The organism is Streptomyces sp. AgN23 (assembly GCF_001598115.1).
Taxonomy (GTDB): domain Bacteria; phylum Actinomycetota; class Actinomycetes; order Streptomycetales; family Streptomycetaceae; genus Streptomyces; species Streptomyces antimycoticus.
In genome coordinates, this window is the sequence record NZ_CP007153.1 from 6,837,352 (window position 1) to 6,863,506 (window position 26,155).

The following is a 26,155-nucleotide window of genomic DNA, read 5'->3' on the forward strand; positions in this document are numbered from 1 at the left end:
ACAAAACGCTGAAGTGACCTCCTCGGCTGCGGTATACCAGGTGTACGCCGGATGCGGGTGATGCCACGATGGGATTTATGGGGGACAGGGTCAGTCTGTTGGAGACAGGGCGTTTTGCGCACACGCATGACGATGCCGAGGAGGAGACCCGGCACCGTCGTGCCGCCGAGGCCGGTGACACCGCCGCGATGAGCGCACTGGGCGCGCTGCTGCTGCGCCGTGGCGACGTCGACGGTGCGGAACCGCATCTGCGGGGAGCCACCGCGGCGGGCGATCGCGCCGCCGCCAACAACCTCGGCGTCCTGCTGCACCAGCGCGGCTACGCCGATGAGGCGGCCGGCTGGTGGCGCATAGCCGCCGTCGCCGGATCCGCCGCCGCGGCCCACGCCCTGGGCCGTCACCACCGTGAGCGGGGCGATGAGCCCGCCGCGGAGTACTGGCTGCGCCAGTCCGCCGAATCCGGCCACACCCTGGGCGCGTACGCGCTGGGCGATCTGCTGGAGCACCGCAGCGACATCGGCGCCGAGCGCTGGTTCCGCACGGCCGCCGAGCGCGGCCACCGCGAGGCCGCGTACCGGCTCGCCCGCATCCTGGACGACCGCGGCGACGAGGGCGACGAGCCGGTGGCCGAGCGCCGCCGCGGCGCCGACGGGGCCGGGCGGGAGGAGGCCGAGCAGTGGTACCGGCAGGCCGCCGCGCGCGGCCACCGGCGCGCCGCCCTTCACCTCGGCACGCTGCTGGAGAAGCGCGGTGAGACCAAGGAGGCCGGCCGCTGGTACCTGATGTCCGCCAAGGACGGTGAGTCCCGCGCCGCCTGTGCGCTGGGCTTCCTGCTGCGCGACGCGGGCGACACGGACAGCGCGGCGGTCTGGTGGCACCGGGCGGCCCAGGACGGCGACGGCAACGCCGCCAACGCGCTCGGCGCGCTGCACGCCGACCGGGGCGAGACCCAGACCGCCGAGCGCTGGTACCGCGCCGCGCTCGACGCCGGGGACATCAACGGCGCCTACAACCTCGGGCTGCTCTGCGCCGAGCAGGGCCGCACCGTACAGGCCGAGCAGTGGTACCGCCGCGCCGCCTACGCGGGCCACCGCGAGGCCGCCAACGCGGTCGCCGTGATGCTGCTGCAGCGCGGCGACGCGGCGGGCGCCGAGCCGTGGTTCTCCAAGGCGGCCGAGGCGGGCAGCGTCGACGCCGCGTTCAACCTGGGGATCCTGTACGCGGGCCGGGGCGAGGCCCGGGCGGCCCGGCAGTGGTACGAGCGGGCCGCCGCCGCCGGGCACACCGAGGCGGCGCTGCAGGTCGGCCTCGCCCTGCAGCGGGACGGCGACCTCCAGGGCGCCGAGCGCAATCTGCGCTGCGCCGCGGGCGGCGGCAGCGCCGAGGGGGCCTTCCGGCTGGCCGCGCTGCTGGACCGCTCGTCGGTCGGCGGCGATCCGGCGACCGGCACCGGCCTCGGCAGCTCGTCCGGGACGCGCTTCCCGACCCCGCCGCCCGACGACGGCTCCGGGCCGCACCTCCCCGAGTACGAGGAGTGGTACGAGCGGGCCGCGCGCCAGGGCCACCGGCGGGCCCAGGTGCGGGTGGGCATGTTCGCGGCCGCGCGCGGCGACGTGGTCGAGGCCGCGCGCTGGTACCGGGCGGCGGCCGAGGCGGGCAGCAGCAACGGCGCGTTCAACCTGGGGCTGCTGCTGGCCCGGGAGGGCAGCGAGCCGGAGGCCGCCTTGTGGTGGACGCGTGCCGCCGAGGCGGGGCACGGCCGGGCCGCGCTGCGGCTCGCGCTGCTCGCGGCCCGCCGTGGGGCGCTCACCGAGGGGCAGCGGTGGTGCGCGCGGGCGGTCGAACTGGGGCCCGCGGAGGTCGCCGAGCGCGCGGCGCGGCTGCGGGACGTGCTGCAGCAGGAGCTCACGGCGTAGCGCAAGCTCGCGGCGTAACAGCAGCTCACGGCGTTGTGCTCCGGGCCGGAACCCCGGCCCGGAGCCCCCGGTGGGCGTCCGGCCGATAACCGGTTTGCTCCTGCTGTCCACCCCGGGTTAAGGTTGCAACACAACGACGCGGGGTGGAGCAGCTCGGTAGCTCGCTGGGCTCATAACCCAGAGGTCGCAGGTTCAAATCCTGTCCCCGCTACCAAAGCGAGAGGCCCGGATCCTCCAGGATCCGGGCCTCTCGTCTGTCGTGGCCGTCGACCGTCTTGTTTCGGCCGTTCCTCGCGGGCGTTCTCAGGCCGCACAGTCGGGGCAGAGACCCCGGTAGGTCACCTCGACCGCGGAGATCGCGAAGCCGTAGCGCTCCTGCGTGGGCAGGTCGGCGAGCAGATCGCCGGAGGGGTGGACATCGCGGATCGTGCCGCACTTCGCGCACACCAGGTGCTGATGCGCGTGGTGTGCGTTCGGGTCGTAGCGCTTGGCCCTGCCGTCCGTGGTGACCTCGATCACCTCGCCGAGCGAGACCAGCTCGCCCAGGGTGTTGTAGACGGTCGCGCGGGAGATCTCGGGCAGTCGCTCGGCCGCCGCCGCATGGACTTCGTCGGCGGTGTAGTGCACGTGGTCCCCGTCGAGGACCTCGGCGACGACACGCCGCTGCGCCGTCAGCCTCCAGCCGCGTCCCCTGAGCCGTTCCAGCAGGTCACTCATGCCATTCACCTATCAGTCAGATAAGGACAAGGGTAGCAGCGGACGAGTCCTTGACCAGATCGGGTATGAGTTTCCAACGCTTCTTGACTTAGACATTGTCCAATGTAGGATCGACAACAGCCCCAGACCAAGGGACAGAATGCGAGTACGCAGGAGGCGCACGTGACGGTCCAGGACAACATCACTGGTCCGCTGACCACGGAGTCCGGGGCTCCGGTGGCGGACAACCAGAACAGCGAGACGGCGGGCGTCGGCGGTCCGGTCCTCATCCAGGACCAGCACCTGATCGAGAAGCTCGCCCACTTCAACCGCGAGCGGATCCCGGAGCGGATCGTGCACGCCCGCGGCGCCGGTGCGTACGGCACCTTCACCGTGACCGCGGACGTGACCAAGTACACCCGCGCGTCGTTCCTCTCCGAGGTCGGCAAGCAGACCGAGACGTTCCTGCGCTTCTCGACGGTCGCTGGCAACCTCGGCTCGGCGGACGCGGTGCGCGACCCGCGCGGCTTCGCGCTGAAGTTCTACACCGAGGACGGCAATTACGACCTGGTCGGGAACAACACCCCGGTGTTCTTCATCAAGGACGCCATCAAGTTCCCCGACTTCATCCACACCCAGAAGCGCGACCCGTACACCGGCTCCCAGGAGGCGGACAACGTCTGGGACTTCTGGGGGCTCTCGCCCGAGGCCACCCATCAGGTGACCTGGCTGTTCGGCGACCGCGGCATCCCGGCCTCGTACCGCCACATGAACGGCTACGGTTCGCACACCTACCAGTGGAACAACGCCGCGGGCGAGGTCTTCTGGGTGAAGTACCACTTCAAGACCGACCAGGGGATCAAGAACCTCACGACCGCCGAGGCGGCCGAGACCTCCGGTCTGGACCCGGACAGCCATCAGCGCGATCTGCGCGAGGCCATCGAGCGCGGTGACTTCCCGACCTGGACCGTGCAGGTGCAGATCATGCCGGCGGCCGACGCGGCGAACTACCGCTTCAACCCGTTCGACCTGACCAAGGTCTGGCCGCACGAGGACTACCCGCCGATCGAGATCGGCAAGCTGGAGCTGAACCGCAACCCGCGGAACATCTTCGCCGAGGTCGAGCAGTCGATCTTCTCGCCGGCCCACTTCGTGCCGGGCATCGGCCCGTCCCCGGACAAGATGCTCCAGGGTCGCCTCTTCGCGTACGGCGACGCCCACCGCTACCGCGTCGGCATCAACGCCGACCACCTGCCGGTGAACCGCCCGCACGCGGCCGAGGCGCGCACCTACGGCCGGGACGGCTTCCTGTACGACGGCCGTCACGCGGGCGCGAAGAACTATGAGCCCAACAGCTTCGGCGGCCCGGCCGAGACCGGCCGGCCGCTGTGGCAGCCGTCCCCGGTCTCCGGCCGGACCGGTGACCACGAGGCGCCCTCGCACGCCGAGGACGACGACTTCGTCCAGGCGGGCAACCTCTACCGGCTGATGTCGGACGACGAGAAGGAGCGCCTGATCGAGAATCTGGCGCAGTTCATCGCCAAGGTCTCCCGCGATGACATCGCACAGCGGGCGATCGAGAACTTCCGCAAGGCGGACGCCGACTACGGCAAGCGGCTGGAGGCCGCGGTTCAGGCCCTGCGCGGCTGACGGACGCTTGTCGTATCAACCGAAGAGGCCGGACGCCGTTGGGCTCCGGCCTCTTCGTGTGCCGGGCGCGGTGTGCCGTAGGCGGGTGTGCCGGATGCGGCGTACTGGGCGCGGCGGACCGGGCGCGAAGTCCGGTTCCGGTTCCGCCTCAGGCCGGTACGGTCTGGGGGATCGGGGCCCAGCAGCGGATGATGTCGCGCACCGACACCACCCCGACGGGGCCGCCCGCGTCGAGGACGACCAGATGGCGGAAGCCGCCCTGGGTCATCGTGCGGGCCGCCTCGTCCAGGGTCCACCCGGGGGCGGCGAAGACGACATCGGCGGTGGTGTGGTCGTGTGCGGTCTCCTGGTCGGGGTCCTGGCCCGCCCCCACTGCGTTGAGGATGTCGCGCTCGGTGAGAATCCCCAGGCCGCAGGTGTCGGGATCGAGCACGATGGCCGATCCGACCCGGCGTGCGGACATCAACCGGGCGGCCTGACGGAGCGTGTGTGCGGGGCCGATGGTGAGGACCACCGAGCTCATGGCGTCACGGACGTGCATGGGCATGGATGGAGCCACCTCCTCGGTGAACCCATTCGAGAATGGGTTCACAAGTTCACAAGGTCCTGGATTCTCATGTTCACATGCCTTGGTGGATCCAACAAGGGCGTGCGGAGGCCGACCTGCCGCCGAGCGCGCGCCGCGCTCCGGTTCACGCTCCGGTTCTCGTCCGGCTCGCACGCCGGTGGGCCCTCAGGGCTTCCCGCAGCCCCGAGAGTCCACCGTGACGAAGCCCCTCAGGAGCGCAGATAGTCCAGCATCGCCCCGTGCAGCAGCCCATTGGACGCCGCCGCGTCGCCGCTGTTCGGGCCGGGTACGCCGTCGAGCCCGGTGAAGCGGCCGCCCGCCTCCTGGACGATCACCGCGGTGGCCGCCATGTCCCACAGCGACAATTCCGGTTCGGCGCAGATGTCCACCGAGCCCTCGGCGACCATCATGTACGGCCAGAAGTCGCCGTACCCACGGGTGCGCCAGCAGCTGCGCGTCAGATCGAGGAAGCCGTTCAGCTTGCCGCGCTCCTCCCAGCCGCTGAGCGAGGAGTACGCGAACGAGGCGTCGGAGAGGTTGTTCACCTTCGAGACCGCCAGCCGCGACGCGGAGGACAGGCTGCGCCCGGTGTACGCGCCCAGCCCCTCGGCGGCCCACCAGCGGCGTCCCAGCGCCGGCGCGGAGACCACCCCGACCACCGGGCGGTCGCCGCCCTCACCCCGCTCCATGAGGGCGATCAGGGTGGCCCAGACCGGGACCCCGCGCACATAGTTCTTGGTGCCGTCGATCGGGTCGATCACCCAGCGCCGCGGGCCGCTGCCCTCGCTGCCGAACTCCTCGCCGAGCACCGCGTCGCGCGGCCGGGCGCGCTGGAGGGAGCTGCGGATCAGCTCCTCGGCCGCCTTGTCGGCCTCGCTCACCGGCGTCATATCGGGTTTTGTCTCGACCTTCAGGTCGAGCGCCTTGAACCGCTCCATGGTGGTCGAGTCGGCGGCGTCGGCGAGGACATGGCCGAGACGCAGGTCATCGTGGTAGTCGGGCATGGCCGAACAGTATCGAGCGGAAAAGACCCGGAGCCACGCGACTCCACATGACCAGGGACTGGGGCCGTCCGGGTCGGCCCGTGCGGGGCTCTTGACTTCATCTGGCGGCCCGTCAATTCTGTCGGGCACATGCCGCCGGGAGGTGGCGATGCCCGCTCTGGGAGGCGACGATGCCCACAGCGCGTGAATCCTTACTCGACGCGGCCTTCGCCGCGCTCGAGGGCCGTCCATGGCCGAGGGTCAAGATGGCCGAGGTCGCGGCGGCGGCCGGGGTCTCCCGGCAGACCCTCTACAACCAATTCGGCAGCAAGGAGGGCCTCGCCCGCGCTCTGGTGCGGCGCGAGGCCGACGCGTATCTGAGCGGGGTCGAGCGAGCGCTGTCCGGGGCGTCCGGCGCGGCGGGCCCCAGGGAGCGGCTGGCCGCCGCGGCGGTGTGGACGGTCCGCTCGGCGACCGAGAACCCACTGGTGCGGGCGGTGCTCACGGGCTGCTGGAACGAGCGGCTGCCGACGCCCGTGACGTCCGTGACGCCCGTGACCTCCGTGACGCCCGTGACCTCCGTGACGCCCGTGACCTCCGTGACGTCCGTAAGGACGGCATCGCCCGGTCCGCTGCCCGCGCCGGGCGAGCTGCTCGGCCAGGCGCGGGACCGCGCGGTGCGGCTGTTGGCGGGCGACTGGCCGCCCGGTGCCGTCGAGCTGCCGCTGGCCTGTGAGGCGGTCGCCAGGCTGGCCCTGTCGTATGTGGTGGCGCCCGCCCCGGCGGCGGATGTGGCCCGTATGGTGCGCACGGTACTGGCCTGAACCGACCCGGCGGCCGGGCTCAGTGGGCCGAGCCGGAGAGCTGGAGCCCTATCACGCCGATGATCACCAGGCTGATGGAGACGATCTTGAGCATGGAGACGAGATCGTCGAGGAAGATCATGCCGTAGATCGCCGTCCCGGCGGCCCCGATCCCCGTCCACACCGCGTACGCGGGCCCCACGTCGAGCTTCTTCAGCGACAGCGTCAGCAGCCCGAAACTGCCGAGCGCGAACGCGCAGAACGCGACCGTCGGCCAGAGGCGGGTGAAGCCGTGCGAGAGCTTGAGGCAGACGGCGAAGCCCGTTTCGAGAAGCCCGGCGACCACGACCAGCAGCCACGCCATAGACATGCCCTCCCGCGTCGCCGTCGGCCGCCGTCGCCCGGGACCCGTCCGGTCGCCTGACTCCTTGATGCGATTATCCATTTACCGTCCCGGGTGGACGGCAAACACGCCCCCCAGGACGGGGCCGCCGGATCGTGAGCGGCCATGGCGGGCCGCTCCCCGGACAGGGCCTAGAAGGCTCGTGAAGATCTTGGGTTCTGGCCCTGCCGTGTCAGCGGCAGGGCCAGACTTGTCTTGTGGCGATGGGTGAGTGGGTCGGCGAGATGGTCGGGCCGGATGTGTGGGAGACCTGCCGGGACCTGATTCCGGCCGGGAGTGTGTTCGCGTTCCTGGCCGAGCATCGTGGCGAGCTGTTCCCGGCTGAGATGTTCGTGGACATGTATCCGTCGGCGAATGGACGGCCGAGCATGCCGCCGCAGATCCTGGCCGCCGCGATCGCGCTACAGGCCCTGCACGGGCTGTCGGACTTCGAGACAGTCCAGGAATTGCGGTGCGACCTGCGGTGGAAGGCCGCATGCGGCCTGGGCCTCAACGACATGGCGTTCGATCCATCGCTGCTGGCCTACTTCCGCCGCCGGCTGGCCCGTTCCGCCCGCCCGAACCGCATCTTCGAGACCGTACGCGAGGTCGTGAAGGCCACCGGTGTCCTCAAGGGCAAGCACCGCCGGGCTCTGGACTCCACTGTGCTGGACGACGCGGTCGCCACCCAGGACACCGTCACCCAGATCATCGCCGCCGTCCGCGCGGTGATCCGCGAAGTCCCCGGCGCCGACACGGCCGCCGCTGCCCAGTGCACCGCCCACGACTACACCGACCCGGGCAAACCGAAGATCGCCTGGAACGACGAGCAGGCCCGCGCCGAGCTGGTCGACGCACTCGTCACGGACGCGCTGCGGCTGCTGGGTCACCTGCCCGAACAGCAACTCGGCGAGAAGGCCGCGAACGCGGTGGGCATCCTGGCCCTGGTCGCCGGTCAGGACGTCGAGCCCGCCGAGGACTCCGACGGCCGCGACGGACGCTGGCGCATCACCCGGGGCACCGTCCCTGGCCGGATGGTCTCCACCATCGATCCGGAAGCCCGGCACATCCACAAGACCCGCAGCCACCAGCAGGACGGTTTCAAGGCCCACCTGGCCATCGAGCCCGAGACCGGCTTATACACCGCCGTCGCCCTGCGGCCCGGCTCCGGGCCCGAGCACCATGAGGCTGCCGTGGGTCTTGAGCTGCTCGCCGACGAGGACACCCCGGTGGACGCCTTCGGTGACACCGCCTACTCCACCGGCGACGCCCGCCAGGCCCTGGACCGGGCCGGGCACCGGCTGTTCCTCAAACCCGCCCCGCTGCGGCCCGCCGTCCCCGGCGGCTTCACCCTCGACGACTTCGCCATCGACACCACCACCGCCATCGTGACCTGCCCGGCCGGACACGCCGTGGGCCTGTCCGACCCCGGCGGGCAGCACCACCAGCGCAAAGCCTCTTTCGGGAACTTATGCACCGGATGCCCCCTGCGCGAGCAGTGCACCAAGGCCAAGGCCGGACGCATCCTGACCATCCGCCCGCACCACGACCTCCAAGCGGCCGCCCGCCACCAGGCCGCCACCGATCCTGACTGGCAGGCCGACTACCGCCGCTGGAGACCACCGGTCGAACGCGCCGTCGCATGGCTCGTCCACCACGGCAACCGCCGACTCCGCTACCGCGGCACCCTCAAGAACGACACCTGGCTCCACACCCGAGCCGCCGCCCTCAACCTCCGCCGACTGATCAACCTCGGACTCACCCGCATCGACGGCGCCTGGCACCTCGCCCCAGCCACCACATAACGAAGAGGGGCCATCCGGCCTCCGGCCGGACAGCCCCTCACCAAGATCTTCATCGGCCTTCTAGTCGCCCTCCCGCCGCTCCCGGGTGGCCAGCAGCCGCCGCAGGGAGTACAGCCGGGCCGGTTCGGCGTGGCCGTCGGCCACCCACTGGTCCAGCGCGCAGTCCGGCTCGTCGTGGCTGCAGGCGCGCGGACAGCCCTCGGTGCCCGGCTCCAGGTCCGGGAAGGCGTGGATGACCCGCGCCGGGTCCACATGGTGCAGCCCGAAGGACCGTACGCCCGGGGTGTCGATCGCCCACCCCTTGGTGTCCGGCAGGGGCAGCGCGAGCGCGGAGGTGGTGGTGTGGCGGCCGCGGCCGGTGACCGCGTTCACCCGGCCGGTGGCCCGCTGGTGGTCCGGGACCAGCGCGTTCACCAGCGTCGTCTTGCCCACGCCCGAATGGCCGACGAAGACGGTGATCCGGTCCGTCAGCCGCTCCCGCACCCGGTCGGCGGCGTCGCCGTCGGCCAGCTCGTCACGGCTGGTGACGACGAAGGGGATGCCGAGTGGCTCATAGGTCTTCAGCATCTCCTCGGCGGGCGCCAGATCGGACTTGGTGAGCACGAGCAGCGGCTCGAGCCCCGCGTCGAAGGCGGCCACCAGGCATCGGTCGATCAGGCGCGGGCGCGGTTCCGGATCGGCGAGCGCGGTCACGATCGCGAGCTGGTCGGCGTTGGCGACCACGACCCGCTCGTACGGATCGTCGTCGTCGGCGGTCCGGCGCAGGACGGAGGTGCGCTTCTCGACCCGTACGATCCGGGCGAGGGTGTCCTTGCCGCCGGTCAGATCCCCGACGACCGCGACCCGGTCGCCGACGACGACGCCCTTACGGCCGAGCTCGCGGGCCTTCATGGCGGTGATGGTGCGGTCCTCGACCAGGACCGTGAGCCGGCCGCGGTCGATCGTCAGCACGAACCCCTCGGCGGCGTCCTCGTGCTTGGGGCGGATGTTGGTGCGCGGCCGGTTGCCCTTGCGGTTGGGGCGGACCCGAACGTCATCCTCGTCGGTGTGCTTGCCGTAGCGGCGCATGAGTCCAGGCTCTCAGGATCTCCGCGCCGAGGTCGTCGTCGCGTCGAGCATCCCGGACCACAGGCCGGGGAAGTCGGGAAGGGTCTTGGCGGTGGTGGCCACGTTCTCGACCAGCACACCGTCGACGGCGAGGCCGAGTACGGCGGCGGCGGTGGCCAGCCGGTGGTCCTCGTAGGTGTGGAAGATCCCGCCGTGCAGCGGGCGGGGGCGGATCCGCAGACCGTCCTCGGTCTCGGCGACGTCCCCGCCGAGCTCGTTGATCTCCTTGGCGAGCGCGGCGAGCCGGTCGGTCTCATGGAGCCGCAGATGCGCGATGCCGCGCAGCACCGACTCGGAGTCGGCCAGCGCCGCGACCGCCGCGATCACCGGGGTGAGCTCGCCGACCTCGTGCAGATCGGCGTCGATCCCGGTGATCCGGCCCGTTCCGGTGAAGGTCAGGCCGGTGTCGGTGAGCTCGCAGGAACCGCCCATCTCGGTGAAGATCCGGCGCAGTTCGTCCCCGGGCTGGGTGGTGCGCTCCGGCCAGTCGGGGATCGTCACCCGGCCGCCGGTGACCAGGGCGGCGGCCAGGAACGGCGCCGCGTTGGACAGATCGGGCTCGACGACCAGGTCGCGGCCGAGCAGCGCGCTCGGCGCCACCCGCCAGACGCCCCGCTCGCCGCCCGCCTCCGCCGTGTCCACCCGCGCGCCCGCCGCGCGCAGCATGTCGACGGTCATCCGGATGTGCGGCAGGGAGGGCAGCGCGGCGCCGATGTGGCGCACCTCGACACCCTGGTTGAAGCGCGGCGCGGACAGCAGCAGCGCGCTCACGAACTGGGAGGACGAGGAGGCGTCGATGCGGACCGGGCCGCCGTCCAGCGCCCCTCCGCCGTGCACGGTCATCGGCAGCGCGCCGCGGCCGTCGTCGTCGATGCGGGCGCCGAGGGCGCGCAGCGCGTCGATCACGCCGTGCAGCGGGCGCTCATGGGAGCGGGGGTCGCCGTCGAAGTGGACGGGGCCGTCGGCCAGGGCGGCGACCGGCGGCAGGAAGCGCATCACGGTGCCGGCGTTGCCGACGTCGATGGTGGCCGGGCCGTGCAGCCCCGCCGGGATGACCCGCCATGCCTCTCCGCCGCCGGAGGGGCCGCCCGAGCCGAGGGCGCCGTCGGACACCGTCTCCTCGATGCCGACGCCCATGGCGCGCAGCGCGGCGGCCATCAGGAGGGTGTCGCGGGAGCGGAGCGGGCGGCGCAGCCAGCCGGGTTCGGCGGCGAGCGCGGCCAGGATCAGACCGCGGTTGGTAACCGACTTGGATCCGGGCACGGTGACGGTCGCGTCCATCGCTCCATCGGCGGTCGGAGCGGGCCAGAGGGCGGTGTGGTCGCCCGGGGAGGTCTCAATGCCGGTCATGGGTCTCACTTTAGTGGTTCGCCCGGAGTGCCAATCTTGATCGAAAGTGGCGAAACCCAGTCGAAACACGGCGCTGCTACCGGGCGCGGAGGGCGACGCACTATGCGCCGGGGTGGCGCGCCGGACGCGCGTACGGGTCACAGCCCCAGCAGCCAGCGCCCGCCGGCGAGCAGCGAACACAGCGAGACCACGTGGAAGAGCAGCAGCCAGGCGCCGGCCGGAATGCCCGTCAGCCGGGCCAGTTGGTCGGGGTCGGAGTCGTACGCGCCCTGGTGCCGGCGCTTGCGCTGGAGCTCGAAGGGCGGGCGCACACCCCCCAGGAGGAGGAACCAGACCACGGCATACGCGAACCCCGCCTGGACGTCCGGCCCGGTCAGCCAGGAGACGAGGAAGAAGGCGGCCCCGCTGATGACGACCGTAAGGACGCCATACGCGTTGCGGATCATCACCAGCATCGCGACCAGCAGCGCCGTCGTCCCCCACAGCAGCAAGGTGATGTGGTTCGCCGCCAGCAGCCAGGCGCCGCCCAGGCCCAGCAGGGAGGGGGCGGTGTAGCCGGACGCCGCCGTGAGGATCATGCCCAGGCCGGTGGGCTTGCCGCGGGAGACGGTCAGCCCCGAGGTGTCCGAGTGCAGCCGTATGCCGTCCAGCCGCCGCCCGCTGAGCAGGGCGACCAGGGCGTGGCCGCCCTCGTGGGCGATCGTGACGGCGTTACGGGCTATTCGCCAGGCGGTACGGAAGACGACGACCGCGAGCGCGACCACACCGGTGGAGACGACCAGCCAGGTGGTGGGGTCGGGCTGGGCGCCGGTCACTCGGTCCCACAGATCGGCGGCGTTCGTTGCGTCCATGTGCGGGCGGCTCCTCGCGTCGGTAGGGGTCGTGGCAGTGTGGCACCTATGTGCGGTCGATACGCAGCGAGCCGGAAGCCGGAGGATCTCGTCGGGATCTTCGGAGTGGAGAAGTGGGAACCGGAGGAGGCTCTGGCGCCGGACTGGAACGTCGCGCCCACCAAGGACGTGTACGCGGTGCTCGAACGCCCCCTCAAAGACGCCGACGAGCCGCGCCCGGTTCGCCAGCTCAGGACATTGAAGTGGGGGCTCGTGCCCTCCTGGGCGAAGTCGCCCGAGGGCGGCGCGAAGATGATCAACGCACGGGCCGAGACCGTGCACGAGAAGCCCTCCTACCGGCGCCCGTTCGCCTCCCGGCGCTGCATCCTGCCCGCCGACGGCTACTACGAGTGGGTCACCGCGGCGCAGGAGCGGCAGCTGGAGGAGAAGGGCAAGCGCAAGCGGCCTCGCAAGCAGCCGTACTTCGTGACCCCGGTGGACGGCTCGGTGATGGCCATGGCCGGGCTGTACGAGTTCTGGCGGGACCGGACGCTGCCGGACGATCATCCGCGGTCGTGGTGGGTGACCTGCACGGTGATCACGACCGAGGCGGACAAGGAGCCCTTCGGCGGCGTGAGCCACGACGAGGGGCCGCGGTCGCTCGCCGAGATCCACCCGCGGATGCCGCTGATGCTCACCGAGGACCGCTGGGCCTCCTGGCTGGATCCCGCCCGCACCGACCCCGACGACCTGCTGCCGCTGCTGGCGCCGCCGCCCTCCGGGCTGCTGCGGGCCTACCCGGTGGCGACCGGGGTGAGTGATGTCCGTAACAACGGCCCCGAGCTGCTGAAGGAGCTCGAGGCCCCGGAGGAGGGCACGCTGTTCTGATGGCCGCCAAGAAGACGGAATCGCCCGAGGTGACGACAACGTCCGAGGTGACGACAACGTCCGAGGTGACGACCGAGACGGTGCCGACCCCGGCCGGGGACGCCCGGATCACCTGGCACCACGCGCCCGGCGCCCATGCCCTGCTCGCCGCGAGCCACGGCGCCGGCGGGGGCATCGAGGCACGCGACCTGCGCGCGCTGGCCGGGGCGCTGCCCGGCCGCGGGGTGAGCGTCGCGCTGGTCGAGCAGCCGTGGCGGGTGGCGGGCAAGAAGATCGCGCCCGCGCCCTCGACCCTGGACACCGGATGGCGCGCCCTGTGGCCCGCGCTGGAGAAGGCCGGGCTGCCGATCGTGGCGGGCGGCCGCAGCGCCGGGGCGCGGGTGGCCTGCCGGACCGGCCGGGAGCTGGGTGCGAAGGCGGTGCTGGCGCTGTCGTTCCCGCTGCACCCACCGGGCAAGCCGGAGCGGTCCCGGGCCGATGAGCTGCTGGCCACGGGGGTGCCGACGCTGATCGTCCAGGGCGGCCGGGACCCCTTCGGACGGCCGGAGGAGTTCCCGGAGCTGCCCGCGGACATGGAGCTCGTGCCGGTGCCGTACGGCGATCATGGCTTCGGCCTGCCGAAATCGGCGGACCTCGACGAGCCGGAAGCGCTCGCCCTGATCACCGGCGCCGTCGCCGACTGGCTGCCGCGCGCCCTGGCCTGACCTGCACGGGCCGGGGCAGGCGGGGCCTGGCGCCGGGCGCGGGAATGCGACGGACGGGTCATGTGTTGTAGGGGCCGTTGGTACTCACCGTGTAAGAGGCACTGATACGCGGAATACGAGGAAAGGGAGTTCCCCGCATGGGTTCGCTTGCTTGCCCGGCCCGTCCGCACGGCGCTGACCTCGACTGGTCGCGGCTTCAGGCGGCACAGGCTGTGAAGATCGGAGCGGCGGGCGCACCGGATCGTCGTCTATTCTCCGATTCGAGCGGGTCCACATCCGGGCCCGACGCGAAGCTGGAGGAGGTGGGTCAGGTCACTGGGACCGACGCAGGGACCGACGGCGTTACCGAGGGAGAGCCGGTCGAGCGGTCGCAGGAGACGTCCTCGGAGCGCAACGCGCGCTTTGAGCGGGACGCCCTTGCCTTCCTTGACCAGATGTACTCGGCCGCGCTGCGGATGACGCGGAACCCGGCCGACGCCGAGGACTTGGTGCAGGAGATGTACGCCAAGGCGTACGGGTCCTTCCACCAGTTCCGCGAGGGCACCAACCTCAAGGCGTGGCTGTACCGCATCCTGACCAACACCTTCATCAACTCGTACCGCAAGAAGCAGCGGGAGCCCCAGCGCAGCGCGGCCGAGGAGATCGAGGACTGGCAGCTCGCGCGCGCCGAGTCGCATATGTCGACCGGTCTTCGCTCTGCCGAGTCGCAGGCCCTCGACCACCTGCCCGACTCCGACGTCAAGGCAGCCCTTCAGGCCATCCCCGAGGAGTTCCGCATCGCGGTCTATCTCGCGGACGTCGAGGGCTTTGCCTACAAGGAGATCGCGGACATCATGGGTACACCCATCGGTACGGTGATGTCCCGACTGCACCGTGGACGCCGCCAGCTGCGCGATCTGCTGGAGGACTACGCCCGTGGGCGCGGGCTGGTCCCCGCGGGTGCGGCCGCCGGTGCGGACGAGTCGCACGATCGGAAAGGCGCGGACTCATGAGCTGCGGAGAGCCGCATGAGACGGACTGCTCCGAGGTTCTCGATCACCTCTACGAGTTCCTCGACCACGAGATGCCGGACGGCGACTGCGCCAAGTTCGAGGTGCATTTCGACGAGTGCTCTCCGTGCCTGGAGAAGTACGGCCTCGAGAAGGCCGTGAAGAAGCTCGTGGCGCGGTGCTGTGGCCAGGACGACGTGCCCAGCGACCTGCGTTCGAAGGTCATGGGGCGGATCGAGCTGATCCGCGCCGGGCAGATGGTGCCCGAGCGTGAGGTCACCGCGGAGACGAACGCTCCGACCAGCGCCCAGGAGTGACGTCCGGCCTTGAGCGCCGGTGGATTGGCAGTCGATGACCGTTCGTCGATCGACCCTCCGGATCGACCGACCTTCGACCCTCCGTTGATCGACCGTCTTTCGACCGGCCGTCGATCGACCGACCTTCGACCGTCCGTCGACCGACTGTCCGCCGATCCTCGACCGACCGGATCATCCTCAATGAGCCGGGTCGGTTCCCGGTCCCACCTTCGGTGATCAGATCATCACTCGAAGGGGTGTAATAGGACAGTCCCTCCGATCTCATCCGCCCCAGTCCGGCCTAAGCTCCCCAACCACCTGACCCGCCCCCGTACTGGAGGGGCGGCGCAACGGACGTGGATGGGGAGGAGGACACCGTGCGGGCACTTCCCCACGGGGCGCGCGCCTATGTCCTGTGCGCCGTGCTCGCCGGGGGGCTCTGCGCCGCCCCGGCCGTACGGCCCGGAGCGGGCGTCCCCTGGGCCACGGCCGCCCTGCTCGCCGTGGTGCACGCGGTGGGCTCCAGGGTCCGCGCCCGCTGGCCCGAATGGTGCAGCCCCGTCCTTCTGGCCGGGGCTTTTCTGCTGCCGCCCGCCGCCGCGGCGCTGGTCGCCGTGCCCGGGGCGCTGCTCGCCCGCGTCGAGCGGCCCCCGGCCGGGGCGCGGCGGGCCTGGCGCGCCGCACGGCTCTCGCTGGCCGTCTGGGCCGCCTCGTGCGCCTTCGCGGCTCTGGGCGGCCCTCGGGCCCTCGGCGCCCTGTGGAAGCTCGGCGGCGGCCCTCAGGACCCCGCTGCGCGGGCCCCCACAGCTCTGGCCCCCGCCGCCGAGGCATCCGGTACGCCCGGCTTCGCGTACGCCCTGGTGGTCGCCGTCGCCGCCGCGCTCGTCCTGGGCCTGACCGCCACCGCCCTGGAGGGCGGGGTGCTGGTCACCGCCGAGCGCCACTCCCCGCGCGCCGCCTGGTGCGGCCGGCTGCCCGGCGCCCTCGCCCCGTATCTGGTGCACGGGCCCGCCGCGCTCGCCATGGCGGTGCTGTGGCGCAGCCCCTACGGACCGGCGGCGGCCCTGCTGGTGCTGCTGCCGATGTACGTCTGCGCCTGCGGCTTCGTGCTCTACCGCCGCGAGAGCGCCGCCCATCAGGCCACCATCCGGGCCCTGGTCCAGGCGGTCGACATCAAGGACCGCTACACCCGGGGCCACAGCGAGCGCGTCGGCCGGGCCTCCGCGATGATCGCCCGCGAGCTGGGCATGAGCGGCGACCGGCTGGAGGCGGTGCGGATCGCGGGCATCCTCCACGACGTGGGCAAGCTCGGCGTGCCGACGCGGCTGCTGCGGAAGAACGGTCCGCTCACCCCGGATGAGCGCCGGGTGATCGAGCTCCACCCCGAGTACGGCGACGAGATGGTGCGCGGCATCGGTTTCCTGGGCGAGGCGCGGGCCGCGATCCTCCACCACCATGAGCGGCTGGACGGCAGCGGCTATCCGTACGGGCTCGCCGGGGCGCAGATCCCCGAGTTCGCCCGGGTGGTCGCGGTGGCGGACGCCTTCGACGCGATGACCTCGACGCGTACGTACCGCAGGGCCCGGCCGGTGGACACGGCCGTGGCGGAGCTGAGGCGGTGCGCGGGCTCGCAGTTCGACCCCCGGATGGTGCGGGCCCTCAGCACCGCCCTGGACCGCCACGGCTGGCATGCGGCGGTCACCGCGGACGCCCCCGAGGAGCGCGGAAACGTCCCGCCAGACCCCCTGAGCCCGCCGCTGGAGCTGCCGCCGCTGGTGCGCGCGGCGGCCCCCGGCCCGGCGGATGCCCCCGAGCCCCGCCCCGGCCCCGGCGGCCCCGGCGGTGCGCCATGAGCCCCACCCAAGAGCCGCCCGCGGCACCCGGTCCGGACGGCCAGGGCAGCCCGGGCCGGGCCCCGCGGCCCGCCCGGCGCCCGCGCCGCGCCGCCCCGGACGGGTCTGCCCCCGGGATGGCCCCGGCCCGGGCCGGGGGCGAGCCCGTCCCGCCGGACGCGCCGCCGGGCGCCCCGGACGCGGCGGATGCCTCAGGTGCCCCGGAAGCCTCGGACGGAGGCGAGGCCCGTGGCCCGGACCGCCCCGGACCGCGCGACCGGGACGAGAGCGCGGCCCAGTGGCCGTCCAGAGCGGCCCCGGCCGCCCCGGCTCCGGCCGCACCCCGCCTCCCGAACGCTCTCCGCGGCAGCCTCGGCCGGCTCGCGGAACGACACGACCGAGCCCTCCACCGCGCCCGCCGTCAGCAACACGAGAGCGCGGCCCCTACGGACTCGGGCGTCCGTAAGGGCGGCGTGGGCATCCGCTGGGCGAGCCGCGGCGCGAGCGGCCGCGAAAAGGGTGTGGCGGCTCGGGAGCGGATATCGGGGCGCCGTCACGCCGGCCTCACCGTCGTCGCCGTCTACGGCGCGGCCGGGGCGCTCGCCGTGGTCGCGCTGGTGTGGACCGAGTGGCACGGGGTGCGGCAGCCGGAGGCGGCGCTCGCCTTTGGGGCGCTCATCGCCGTAGGGGAGGCGATCCGGTGCGTGGAGGCTCCGCCCGCGCTTCCGGGGGGCAGCGGGGTGCCCGATCCGCGCGGTGAGCCCGCGCCCGTCGCCGCCGCGGGTGCCCTCGCCTACGCCCTGCTCGGGCGGCTCGGCGGGGAGCCGACCACACACGGTGTCCTCCAGGTGGTCACCGTCGTCGTGGCCGCCTCCCTGGCCGGTCTTGTGGCGCCGCTGGCGCTCGGCTGCCCGGTCGACCCCGGTCACACCGCCCGCCGGGCGCTCACCGTCGCGTTCGCCGCCGTCTGCTTCCAACCGCTGCACCGGACCGGCCTCTTGGGCTCCTGGTTCGGACACAGCCCGTATCTCGTCGGCTATTTGCTCGCCCTGCTGGTCCTGACAGCCCTGTGCGACGCTGTCCTGGCCGCCGCGCTCGCCCGCGCCCGTACCGGCTGGCCCTACGGACCGCTGCTCCGCGACGAGCTGCGGTCGCTGCCCGGCGTGGCGGCGGCGGTCTGCGCGACCGCGGTGGTGATGCCGCTCACCGTGGCCGTCGCCGGGCTGTGGCCGGTGCCGGTGCTGGCGGTGCCGCTGCTGCTGATCCAGTACTCCTACCGCCGCTACGCGGGGATACGGGCCACCTACCGCCAGACCATCGCCTCCCTGGCCCGGTCGACCGAGATAGCCGGGTACACCCCGACGGGCCACGCCCGCGAGGTGGCCGCGCTCAGCCGGGCGGTCGGCCGTGAGCTGGGGCTCTCCGAGCCCCGGCTGACCGTGCTGGAGTACGCGGCGCTGATGCACGACATCGGCCAGCTCTCGCTGCTGGACCCGGTGCCCGCCGGGGCGACCGAGCCGCTGCCCGCCGCCGAGCAGCGCAAAATCGCGCTGCTCGGCGGCGCTGTGGTCCGCCAGACCGGGGTACCCGCCGAGGTGGCACAGGTCGTGGAACGCCAGGCGGACCCGTACCGCGAGCAGCCGCTCGCCGCGCGTATCGTGCGCGCGGTGAACGCGTATACCGAGCTGGTCAGCGGGCCCGGGGCGGAAGGGGCGGCCGGGGCGGCCGCCCTGTGCGCCCTGGAGCGGCTGCGGCTGGCCACGGCGCGCGACTTCGACCCCATCGTGGTCGAGACGCTCGCCACGGTGCTGTCGCGCCAGGTGTACGGCCGGCCCCGGTGAGAACTCGCCGGTAATAAGCGGGGCTCCCGAGGGGCATGGTTGGATGCGAGGAGAGGGGTGCCAGGCCGAATGGCCGGTGGCAAGGAGGTGTGGAGGGTTTCGCATCCCGGCCGGAGGGTGAGGGGCCGGGCTGAGATGTCCGCGAATGTGTGGCAGGTTGTCTTCAAGGGAGGGCGACGCCGTCCGCGAAGACATCTGGTACGGGACGACTTCGATACCGGCAGGCGGGAATCGTGAAGATCTTCGGCAAGGTACGGCACCGGCCGTCCGCCTCATGGCGGCAGGCCACGGACCGTGCGTTCACGCTCATCGGCGACGGCCGGTATGAGGACGCGGGAGCGCTGCTGACCCGCGCCGCCGACCTGGAGCCGTGGCTGTCGGAGTCCTGGTTCAACCTGGCGCTGCTGCACAAGTTCCGGCACGACTGGGAGCAGGCGCGCGCCGCGGGGCTGCGGGCGGTCGCGCTGCTGGACCGCGAGACGGGCGCTCCGGACTGGTGGAACGTGGGAATCGCGGCCACCGCGCTGCAGGACTGGCCGCTGGCCCGCCGCGCCTGGCAGGCGTACGGGCTGAAGGTGCCCGGAGAGGCGTCCGCGTCCGGGGAGCCGCTCGGCATGGAGCTGGGCAGCGCGGCGGTAAGGCTGTCCCCGGAGGGCGAGGCCGAGGTCGTCTGGGGCCGCCGGCTGGACCCGGCCCGGATCGAGGTGCTGTCCATCCCGCTGCCGTCGTCCGGGCGGCGCTGGGGCGAGGTGGTGCTCCACGACGGCGTACCGCACGGTGAGCGCGTGACCTCCGCGGGCCCCTCGTACCCGGTCTTCGACGAGATCGAGCTGTGGGCGCCGTCCCCGGTGCCGACCTGGGTGGTGCTGCTGGAGGCGGCCACCGAGGCCGACCGGGACGCCCTGGAGCGGCTCGCGGCGGACGCGGGCTTCGCGGCCGAGGACTGGTCGTCGTCGGTGCGGCTGCTGTGCCGCTCCTGCTCGGAGAGCCGGATGCCCAGCGACGAGGGCGAGGGCGAGCATCTGGACCCGCACGACCACAGCGAACCGGGCCACCCCGGGCCGCTGGGCCACCGTATGGCGGGCTCGGGCTCGCTGTGGGTCCCCGAGCGCGAGTGCGGGATCGCGGCGCCCGGTGGGCTGGTGCGGGGGCTGCTGGACGGGTGGGTCGCCGACAGCCCGGACACCCGGGAGTGGCGGGATCTGGAAGAGGTCTGCTGACCGCCTGGCGGCCGGCGGCTGCCCTGGGGCGTAGGGCTGCCCTGGGGGCCTAGGGGGGCGGCGGGCCGTGACGCCTGCGGCGGGCTGTCCCCTCCCCGCCCCTTCCCGAAACCGGGGCTCCGCCCCGGGCCTCGGATTGGGGTTCTGCCCCGGGCCTCGGATTGGGGCTCCGCCCCCGCCCGCTCCCCGCCCCCGCCCCCGGCCCCGGCCCCGGGCCGGGGAGGGGAGAGACCCGCCGGGCACGCCTTAACCGACTCGTACGCCCCACCAGGGCCCGTGGAAGCCCGGTGACAGCGCGTAACCGCACCGCAGCCCGCCGCGGCGTGCCCGTACCCTGTAGGGCGACGCATCACGGTTGAGGGAAGGCACACGGCGGACGATGTCGCAGCAAGGGACGAAACAGCAGGTGGTCGACGATTTCATCGTGGACACGGAGGACTGCGAGGAGCGTGAGCGGGCCTTCCGTGAGCGCGGCACCGCCCGCCCGATCACCGTGTACGGCAACCCGGTCCTGCACAAGGAGTGCCGGGACGTGACCGTGTTCGACGAGGAACTGGCACGGCTCGTCGATGACATGTTCGCCAGCCAGCGGGCGGCGGAGGGCGTGGGCCTGGCCGCCAACCAGATCGGTGTCGACCTCAAGGTCTTCGTCTACGACTGCATGGACGACGAGGGCGTTCGCCATGTGGGCGTGGTGTGCAACCCGGTGCTGGAGGAGCTGCCCGCCGACCGCCGGGTGCTGGACGACTCCAATGAGGGCTGTCTGTCGGTCCCCACGGCCTATATGGAGCTGGCCCGCCCCGACTACGCGGTGGTGCGCGGCCAGGACCTCGACGGCGAGCCGATCGCGGTGCGCGGCACCGGCTACTTCGCGCGCTGTCTGCAGCACGAGACCGACCACCTGTACGGCTACCTGTACATCGACCGGCTCTCCAAGCGCGACCGTAAGGATGTGCTGAAGCAGATGGCCGAGGGCACCGCCCGCTATGAGACGGTGCCCAACGACTGAGTGTGCCGTACCTCACAGGGCGGGCCGGACCCACCCGGGGTCCGGCCCGCCCTGTGGCATCAGAAGTCGTCGTCGAAGGCGACCGAGCCCTCGACCGCGACCTGGTAGGCCGAGGCGCGGCGCTCGAAGAAGTTGGTCAGCTCCTGGACGTTCTGCAGCTCCATGAAGGAGAACGGGTTCTCCGAGCCGAAGACCGCGGGGAAGCCGAGGCGCATCAGGCGCTGGTCGGCCACGCACTGCAGATACTCCTGCATCGACGCGGTGTTCATGCCCGGCAGCCCGTCCCCGCACAGATCGCGGGCGAACTGCAGCTCCGCCTCGACGGCCTCCTTCAGCATGTCGGTGACCTGCTGCTGGAGCTCGTCGTCGAAGAGGTCCGGCTCCTCCTCGCGGACGGTGTCCACGACCGAGAAGGCGAACTCCATGTGCATCGACTCATCGCGGAACACCCAGTTGGTGCCCGTCGCCAGGCCGTGCAGCAGCCCGCGCGAGCGCAGCCAGTACACATACGCGAAGGCGCCGTAGAAGAACAGCCCCTCGATACAGGCCGCGAAGCAGATCAGGTTGAGCAGGAAGCGGCGGCGGTCCGCCTTGCTCTCCAGCCGGTCGATCTTCTCCACCGAGTCCATCCAGCGGAAGCAGAACTCCGCCTTCTCCCTGATGGAGGGGATGTTCTCGACGGCGGCGAAGGCCGCGGCGCGGTCGTCCGGGTCGGGGAGGTAGGTGTCCAGCAGCGTCAGATAGAACTGGACGTGCACCGCCTCCTCGAAGAGCTGCCGCGACAGATACAGCCGCGCCTCGGGGGAGTTGATGTGCTTGTAGAGCGTCAGCACCAGGTTGTTGGCCACGATCGAGTCGCCGGTCGCGAAGAAGGCGACCAGACGGCCGATCAGATGCTGCTCACCGGGGGAGAGCTTGGCGAGGTCGGTGACGTCGGAGTGGAGGTCGACCTCCTCCACGGTCCAGGTGTTCTTGATCGCGTCGCGGTAGCGGTCGTAGAACTCCGGGTACCGCATCGGCCGCAGGGTCAGTTCGAAGCCCGGGTCGAGCAGGTTCTTCTGGGACGTGGGGGACATTACTGGCAGGCCTCGCAGGACTCGGGGTTTTCCAGGGAGCAGGCGATCGCGTCGGCCTCGGCCGGAGCCTGCTGTACGGGGATGGGGGCAGGAGCGGGCGCGGTGGCCGCGGCGCCGCCACGGGCGCTCTGGGCGATCCGGGTGGCCGGACGCGAGCGCAGGTAGTACGTGGTCTTGATGCCGCGCTTCCAGGCGTACGCGTACATCGAGCTGAGCTTGCCGATGGTGGGCGAGGCCATGAAGAGGTTCAGCGACTGGCTCTGGTCCAGGTACGGGGTCCGGGCCGCCGCCATCTCGATCAGGGCGCGCTGCGGGATCTCCCACGCGGTGCGGTACAGGTCCCGTACGTCCGCGGGCACCCAGGAGAACTCCTGGACCGAGCCGTTGGACTCGCGCAGCGCCTCGCGGGTCTGGGCGTCCCAGACGCCCAGCTTCTTGAGGTCGTCCACCAGATACGAGTTGACCTGCAGGAACTCCCCGCTGAGCGTTTCGCGCTTGAAGAGGTTGGAGACCTGCGGCTCGATGCACTCGTAGACGCCCGCGATGGAGGCGATGGTGGCGGTCGGCGCGATCGCCAGCAGCAGCGAGTTCCGCATCCCGGACTTCGCCATCCGCGTGCGCAGCGCCTCCCAGCGCTCCGGCCAGGTGGCCACCGCGTCCGTGTAGTGGTCCGGGTGCAGCACACCGCGCGCGGTGCGGGTCTCGGACCAGGCCGGATGCGGGCCGTGGCGCTCGGCCAGTTCACAGGACGCCTCGTACGCGGCGAGCATGATGCGCTCGGAGATCCGGGTGGAGAGCGCCTTGGCCTCGGGCGAGTCGAACGGCAGCCGCAGCCGGAAGAAGACGTCCTGCAGCCCCATCAGGCCCAGACCCACCGGCCGCCAGCGGGAGTTGGAGGCCCTGGCCTCGTCCGTCGGGTAGAAGTTGATGTCCACCACGCGGTCGAGGAAGGTCACGGCGGTGTGGACGGTGGCGTCGAGGCGCTCCCAGTCGAGCTGCCCGTCCTCGTCCAGGTGCGCGGCGAGGTTGACCGAGCCGAGGTTGCACACGGCGGTCTCGCCGTCGTCTGTGACCTCCAGGATCTCGGTGCACAGGTTGGAGGAGTGGACGACCCTGCCGGGCTCGGCGGTCTGGTTGGCGGTGCGGTTGGCGGCGTCCTTGAAGGTCATCCAGCCGTTGCCGGTCTGCGCGAGGGTGCGCATCATCCGGGCGTACAGCTGCCGCGCCGGGACCTGTTTGACCGCCCGGCCCTCGGCCTCGGCCTTGCGGTACGCGGCGTCGAACTCATCGCCCCACAGGTCCACCAGAGCGGGCGCGTCGACCGGGGAGAACAGCGACCAGTCGGCGTCCGCCTCGACCCGGCGCATGAACTCGTCCGGGATCCAGTGGGCGATGTTGAGGTTGTGGGTGCGGCGGGCTTCCTCGCCCGTGTTGTCCCGCAGCTCCAGGAACTCCTCGAGGTCCGCGTGCCAGGTCTCCAGATAGACGCAGGCCGCGCCCTTGCGCCGGCCGCCCTGGTTGACGGCGGCCACCGAGGCGTCGAGCGTGCGCAGGAACGGCACGATGCCATTGGAGTGCCCGTTGGTGCCCCGGATCAGCGAACCGCGTGCCCGGATACGGGAGTAGGACAGGCCGATGCCGCCCGCGTGCTTCGACAGCCGCGCCACCTGGTGGTAGCGGTTGTAGATCGAGTCCAGCTCGTCCAGCGGTGAGTCCAGCAGATAGCAGGACGACATTTGCGGATGCCGGGTGCCGGAGTTGAACAGCGTGGGGGAGCTGGGCAGATACGACAGCGTGCTGGTCAGCCGGTACAGCTCGGCCACATCGTCCAGCGCCCGCTCCGAGAGGTCCTCGGCGAGCCCGCAGGCCACCCGCAGCAGGAAGTGCTGCGGGGTCTCGATCACCTGACGGGTGATCGGATGGCGCAGCAGATAGCGGCTGTAGAGGGTGCGCAGTCCGAAGTAGCCGAAGCGCTTGTCGGCGCCGTCGGCCAGGGCCCGCTCCACCAGCGCGTCCAGCCGTGCGGCGTGGGCGGCCGCGAACTCCGCGGTGGAGTCGGCCAGCAGGCCCTCGCGGTGGCCCACCTGGACGGAGGTGGAGAAGGAGACCGCGCCCTGCCCGGCCGCCTCCTCCGTGATCGTGAGCGCCAGCAGCCGCGCGGCCAGCCGCGAGTACTCCGGCTCCTCGGCGATCAGCCCGGCCGCCGCCTCGGTCGCCAGGCCACGCAGCTCCGCCTCGTCCGAGCCGGGATGGCGGCCGCGCAGGGCGGCGGCCGCGACCTTGCCGGGGTCGGTGGCGGGCAGATCGGCGGTGAGTCCGGTAAGTGTCCGCAGCAGGGCGGTTCCGGGCGCGTCGTGCGCTGCCTGAGAAACCGCCTGCTCTGAAACCGGATCTGCGGGCGCGATGGTCACTGAGGTGCTCTCCCTCGCTCGGCCGGGGCCACGAGGGGGTGCGATGGGCGCGTACGGGCATGCCGCTGCCGCACTCCTCGTACGTCAGGCACTCCACGCAGCGTCCATCGGCCCAACCCTCGAGGCCGGGGGACGTGTTCACACAGGGCCGTCGGCAGGTGCTCGGACTTACGGGCACGCCGCATAAGCGCACACGTACACCGTTGCGGGACAGTTCCGGATTCTCACCGGATTCCCCTGCGGCGACAGCGAGGACGAGCATACATCTTGTGTCGGCCGACGGACGCACCCCCATATCTTGTGTCGTGAGGTGCGGAGTTTCGCATGAATGTGCTAATGCGTTCCGGAGGTGGCCTGTGACCTGGGGCCCGTGGCGGCCCGTGGCCGGGCGGGTACGCGCGCCCGTGGGCGCGCCCGAGCCCCTGGGCCGGGGCGTGCGCCGCCTGGGCCGGGGCGTGTGCCGCCGGTCGTCACAGCTCCACTGTGAACGCCCACAGGGTGAGCTCCAACGTGGCTATCGGCGACCAGTCCCGCTCCGGGGCCCGCACGAACCCCAGCCGCTCGTACAGCCGGTGGGCGGCGGTCATGGACTGCTGGCTGCTGATCACGATCCGCCGCAGCCCCAGCGCGCGCCCCCGGTCCAGGCAGGCGTGCACCAGCGCCTCGGCCGCCCCGCGCCGCCGCGACTCCGGCCGAACGGCCAGCATCCGGAACTCGCCCTCGCCGGGTCGGGCCAGCTCCGCATACGCCCCGCCGTACACCGCGAACGCCACGGCCCCGAGCACCTCGTCGCTCGCCGCGTCCGCCGCGACCAGCAGCTCGGCCTCGGCGGCCCGGCGCCGGGCGTCGCGCAGGGTGGTGAGATATGGATCACTGTCCCCGAAGTCCAGGAGGCCGTCCCCGAGATACACCTGCGCGGTGAGCTCCCCGATTCCGTCCAGCTCCTCGTCCCGCGCGCGCCTGATCGTGATGTCCATGGCCGCAGTCTGCCGCACACCACTGACAGCGGGGCCGCCATGCGTCACTCGCCGGGCTTCGCCGTCACTCGCCGGGCTTCGCCGTCACTCGCCGGGCTTCGCCGTCACTGGACGGCGGTGCTGATCACTCCGGTGGAGCCCGCGCGCTTGTTGGCGGCGTCGGCCTCCTGATAGGTGAAATAGCGCCGGACCGTGCCGTCCGGCAGCGTCAACTCATAGACGACAACGGGTTGCGGGGCACGTGCCCCTCCGCCGCAGTTGCAGGCCATGGCTGCCGTTCCTTTCCCTCGAGTCCAGTACGGATGGGTGTCAGTCCAGCCACCGCGAGGCGAGCCCGGCGAGGTAGGAGAGCGTCAGGGCGGTCGCCGGGAGGTGGAACCACGCGGTGGTGTGCAGCAAGGAGGCGTAGACGGCGATGGCGCCGGCGACCCAGGTGCTGGTGCACCAGCCGCAGTTGACGAGATAGGAGAACCGGGAGTCGTCGCCGAAGCGGTCGGCGACCCAGGTCCTGAACCCCGCCGCCAGCGTGTCCTTGGTGATGAAGCGGGTGATACGGCAGGTGGTGCCGAGGGCGAGGAGGAATGCGGCGAGGCTCATCGGATCGCTCCCTCCCCGGGTGGTCCCGCACGGGTTGGCACTGCCGATGTCACTCATTAGAGGCACGGTGGAGGACGGCAGGCCATACTCCGGCCGCGGGTTCCCCCGAATAGCGGAGCGCTTGTCATACAAGCTCGCCGCCAGGCGCGCCCAGATGCGCCAAACGAGTGATGGCAGCCCCGGAACCTTGAGCGACGGGGGTGAGCGTGGATAACTGGAAACGTG

At 71.9% G+C, this 26,155-nt stretch carries 23 protein-coding genes, 1 tRNA gene, 1 pseudogene and 1 riboswitch; of the genes and pseudogenes, 13 read left to right on the top strand and 12 right to left on the bottom strand.

The features are described from left to right. Positions 1–68: 68 nt before the first annotated feature. Together AS97_RS29755 and AS97_RS29760 are read left to right on the top strand one after the other, a co-directional pair. A complete protein-coding gene (locus AS97_RS29755) occupies positions 69–1,916 on the top strand; it encodes a tetratricopeptide repeat protein (protein ID WP_210565966.1) in 1,848 nt (615 codons plus the stop codon). 137 nt (positions 1,917–2,053) lie between these two features. After that, positions 2,054–2,130, top strand: a tRNA-Met gene (locus AS97_RS29760). Positions 2,131–2,219: 89 nt separating this feature from the next. On the opposite strand, the gene AS97_RS29765 is transcribed toward AS97_RS29760, so the two are convergent. Further along, entirely contained in the window at positions 2,220–2,633 is a 414-nt protein-coding gene (locus tag AS97_RS29765; protein WP_059149453.1) for a Fur family transcriptional regulator, read from the bottom strand. Positions 2,634–2,795: 162 nt separating this feature from the next. On the opposite strand from AS97_RS29765, the gene AS97_RS29770 reads away from it, so the two are divergent. Then, positions 2,796–4,262 (top strand): catalase, encoded by a 1,467-nt coding sequence (locus AS97_RS29770; RefSeq protein ID WP_059149452.1) that lies wholly within the window; start codon positions 2,796–2,798, stop codon positions 4,260–4,262. A gap of 148 nt (positions 4,263–4,410) precedes the next feature. Here AS97_RS29770 and AS97_RS29775 read toward each other — a convergent pair whose 3' ends face one another. Together AS97_RS29775 and hisN are read right to left on the bottom strand one after the other, a co-directional pair. After that, positions 4,411–4,803, bottom strand: coding sequence for a CBS domain-containing protein (locus AS97_RS29775; RefSeq protein ID WP_059149451.1), 393 nt, complete (start codon positions 4,801–4,803; stop codon positions 4,411–4,413). Positions 4,804–5,039: 236 nt separating this feature from the next. Further along, positions 5,040–5,834 carry a histidinol-phosphatase gene (gene hisN / locus AS97_RS29780; protein WP_059149450.1) on the bottom strand — a complete coding sequence of 265 codons (795 nt, stop codon included), beginning with the start codon at positions 5,832–5,834 and terminating at the stop codon, positions 5,040–5,042. 170 nt (positions 5,835–6,004) lie between these two features. Here hisN and AS97_RS29785 point away from each other — a divergent pair, with 170 nt between their 5' ends. After that, complete coding sequence (locus AS97_RS29785; protein ID WP_210565967.1) at positions 6,005–6,637, top strand: TetR/AcrR family transcriptional regulator; 633 nt, start codon at positions 6,005–6,007, stop codon at positions 6,635–6,637. A 19-nt stretch (positions 6,638–6,656) separates the two neighbouring features. On the opposite strand, the gene AS97_RS29790 is transcribed toward AS97_RS29785, so the two are convergent. Then, on the bottom strand, positions 6,657–6,980 hold the full coding sequence (locus AS97_RS29790; RefSeq protein ID WP_014054781.1) for a multidrug efflux SMR transporter: 324 nt from the start codon (positions 6,978–6,980) through the stop codon (positions 6,657–6,659). Positions 6,981–7,222: 242 nt separating this feature from the next. On the opposite strand from AS97_RS29790, the gene AS97_RS29795 reads away from it, so the two are divergent. After that, positions 7,223–8,803, top strand: a complete 1,581-nt coding sequence (locus AS97_RS29795) for an IS1182 family transposase (protein WP_210564187.1) — start codon at positions 7,223–7,225, stop codon at positions 8,801–8,803. 60 nt (positions 8,804–8,863) lie between these two features. Here AS97_RS29795 and rsgA read toward each other — a convergent pair whose 3' ends face one another. From rsgA to AS97_RS29810, 3 genes are all read right to left on the bottom strand, one after another. Next, the gene (gene rsgA, locus AS97_RS29800) at positions 8,864–9,871 is read right to left on the bottom strand and encodes a ribosome small subunit-dependent GTPase A (RefSeq protein ID WP_059149448.1); all 1,008 of its coding nucleotides are present in this window, start codon (positions 9,869–9,871) and stop codon (positions 8,864–8,866) included. Positions 9,872–9,883: 12 nt separating this feature from the next. Continuing rightward, positions 9,884–11,260, bottom strand: a complete 1,377-nt coding sequence (aroA, locus tag AS97_RS29805; protein ID WP_059149447.1) for a 3-phosphoshikimate 1-carboxyvinyltransferase — start codon at positions 11,258–11,260, stop codon at positions 9,884–9,886. A 137-nt stretch (positions 11,261–11,397) separates the two neighbouring features. Then, the gene (locus tag AS97_RS29810; RefSeq protein ID WP_014054784.1) at positions 11,398–12,111 is read right to left on the bottom strand and encodes a M50 family metallopeptidase; all 714 of its coding nucleotides are present in this window, start codon (positions 12,109–12,111) and stop codon (positions 11,398–11,400) included. A 48-nt stretch (positions 12,112–12,159) separates the two neighbouring features. Between AS97_RS29810 and AS97_RS29815 the strand changes: the two genes are divergently transcribed. The 8 genes and pseudogenes from AS97_RS29815 to def all read left to right on the top strand — a co-directional run bounded on the left by AS97_RS29815 (position 12,160) and on the right by def (position 20,869). Further along, positions 12,160–12,978 (top strand): SOS response-associated peptidase, encoded by an 819-nt coding sequence (locus tag AS97_RS29815; protein ID WP_086708990.1) that lies wholly within the window; start codon positions 12,160–12,162, stop codon positions 12,976–12,978. Then, positions 12,978–13,682 carry an alpha/beta family hydrolase gene (locus tag AS97_RS29820; RefSeq protein ID WP_125759662.1) on the top strand — a complete coding sequence of 235 codons (705 nt, stop codon included), beginning with the start codon at positions 12,978–12,980 and terminating at the stop codon, positions 13,680–13,682. The genes AS97_RS29815 and AS97_RS29820 overlap by 1 nt, the downstream gene beginning before the upstream one ends. Positions 13,683–13,984: 302 nt before the next feature. Then, a complete protein-coding gene (locus AS97_RS29825; RefSeq protein WP_043235475.1) occupies positions 13,985–14,674 on the top strand; it encodes a sigma-70 family RNA polymerase sigma factor in 690 nt (229 codons plus the stop codon). Then, the gene (gene rsrA / locus AS97_RS29830; RefSeq protein WP_059149445.1) at positions 14,671–14,988 is read left to right on the top strand and encodes a mycothiol system anti-sigma-R factor; all 318 of its coding nucleotides are present in this window, start codon (positions 14,671–14,673) and stop codon (positions 14,986–14,988) included. The genes AS97_RS29825 and rsrA overlap by 4 nt, the downstream gene beginning before the upstream one ends. A 356-nt stretch (positions 14,989–15,344) precedes the next feature. Beyond that, positions 15,345–16,820, top strand: coding sequence for an HD-GYP domain-containing protein (locus AS97_RS29835; RefSeq protein WP_210565968.1), 1,476 nt, complete (start codon positions 15,345–15,347; stop codon positions 16,818–16,820). A 584-nt stretch (positions 16,821–17,404) separates the two neighbouring features. Next, positions 17,405–18,654, top strand: a pseudogene (locus tag AS97_RS29840) (HD domain-containing protein). A gap of 219 nt (positions 18,655–18,873) precedes the next feature. After that, positions 18,874–19,860: a hypothetical protein gene (locus tag AS97_RS29845; protein ID WP_014054791.1), complete on the top strand. Its 987-nt coding sequence runs from the start codon at positions 18,874–18,876 to the stop codon at positions 19,858–19,860. A 379-nt stretch (positions 19,861–20,239) separates the two neighbouring features. Then, positions 20,240–20,869, top strand: a complete 630-nt coding sequence (gene def, locus AS97_RS29850) for a peptide deformylase (RefSeq protein WP_059147799.1) — start codon at positions 20,240–20,242, stop codon at positions 20,867–20,869. Positions 20,870–20,928: 59 nt separating this feature from the next. On the opposite strand, the gene AS97_RS29855 is transcribed toward def, so the two are convergent. From AS97_RS29855 to AS97_RS29875, 5 genes are all read right to left on the bottom strand, one after another. After that, on the bottom strand, positions 20,929–21,945 hold the full coding sequence (locus AS97_RS29855; protein ID WP_059147798.1) for a ribonucleotide-diphosphate reductase subunit beta: 1,017 nt from the start codon (positions 21,943–21,945) through the stop codon (positions 20,929–20,931). Beyond that, positions 21,945–24,356 (bottom strand): ribonucleoside-diphosphate reductase subunit alpha, encoded by a 2,412-nt coding sequence (locus AS97_RS29860; RefSeq protein WP_059147797.1) that lies wholly within the window; start codon positions 24,354–24,356, stop codon positions 21,945–21,947. The genes AS97_RS29855 and AS97_RS29860 overlap by 1 nt, the downstream gene beginning before the upstream one ends. A gap of 135 nt (positions 24,357–24,491) precedes the next feature. Then, positions 24,492–24,635, bottom strand: a riboswitch (cobalamin riboswitch). A 191-nt stretch (positions 24,636–24,826) separates the two neighbouring features. Then, positions 24,827–25,333 (bottom strand): GNAT family N-acetyltransferase, encoded by a 507-nt coding sequence (locus AS97_RS29865; RefSeq protein WP_210565969.1) that lies wholly within the window; start codon positions 25,331–25,333, stop codon positions 24,827–24,829. A gap of 104 nt (positions 25,334–25,437) precedes the next feature. Then, the gene (locus AS97_RS29870; protein ID WP_185929715.1) at positions 25,438–25,602 is read right to left on the bottom strand and encodes a hypothetical protein; all 165 of its coding nucleotides are present in this window, start codon (positions 25,600–25,602) and stop codon (positions 25,438–25,440) included. 40 nt (positions 25,603–25,642) lie between these two features. Further along, entirely contained in the window at positions 25,643–25,930 is a 288-nt protein-coding gene (locus tag AS97_RS29875) for a hypothetical protein (RefSeq protein WP_059147795.1), read from the bottom strand. Positions 25,931–26,155: the final 225 nt, after the last annotated feature.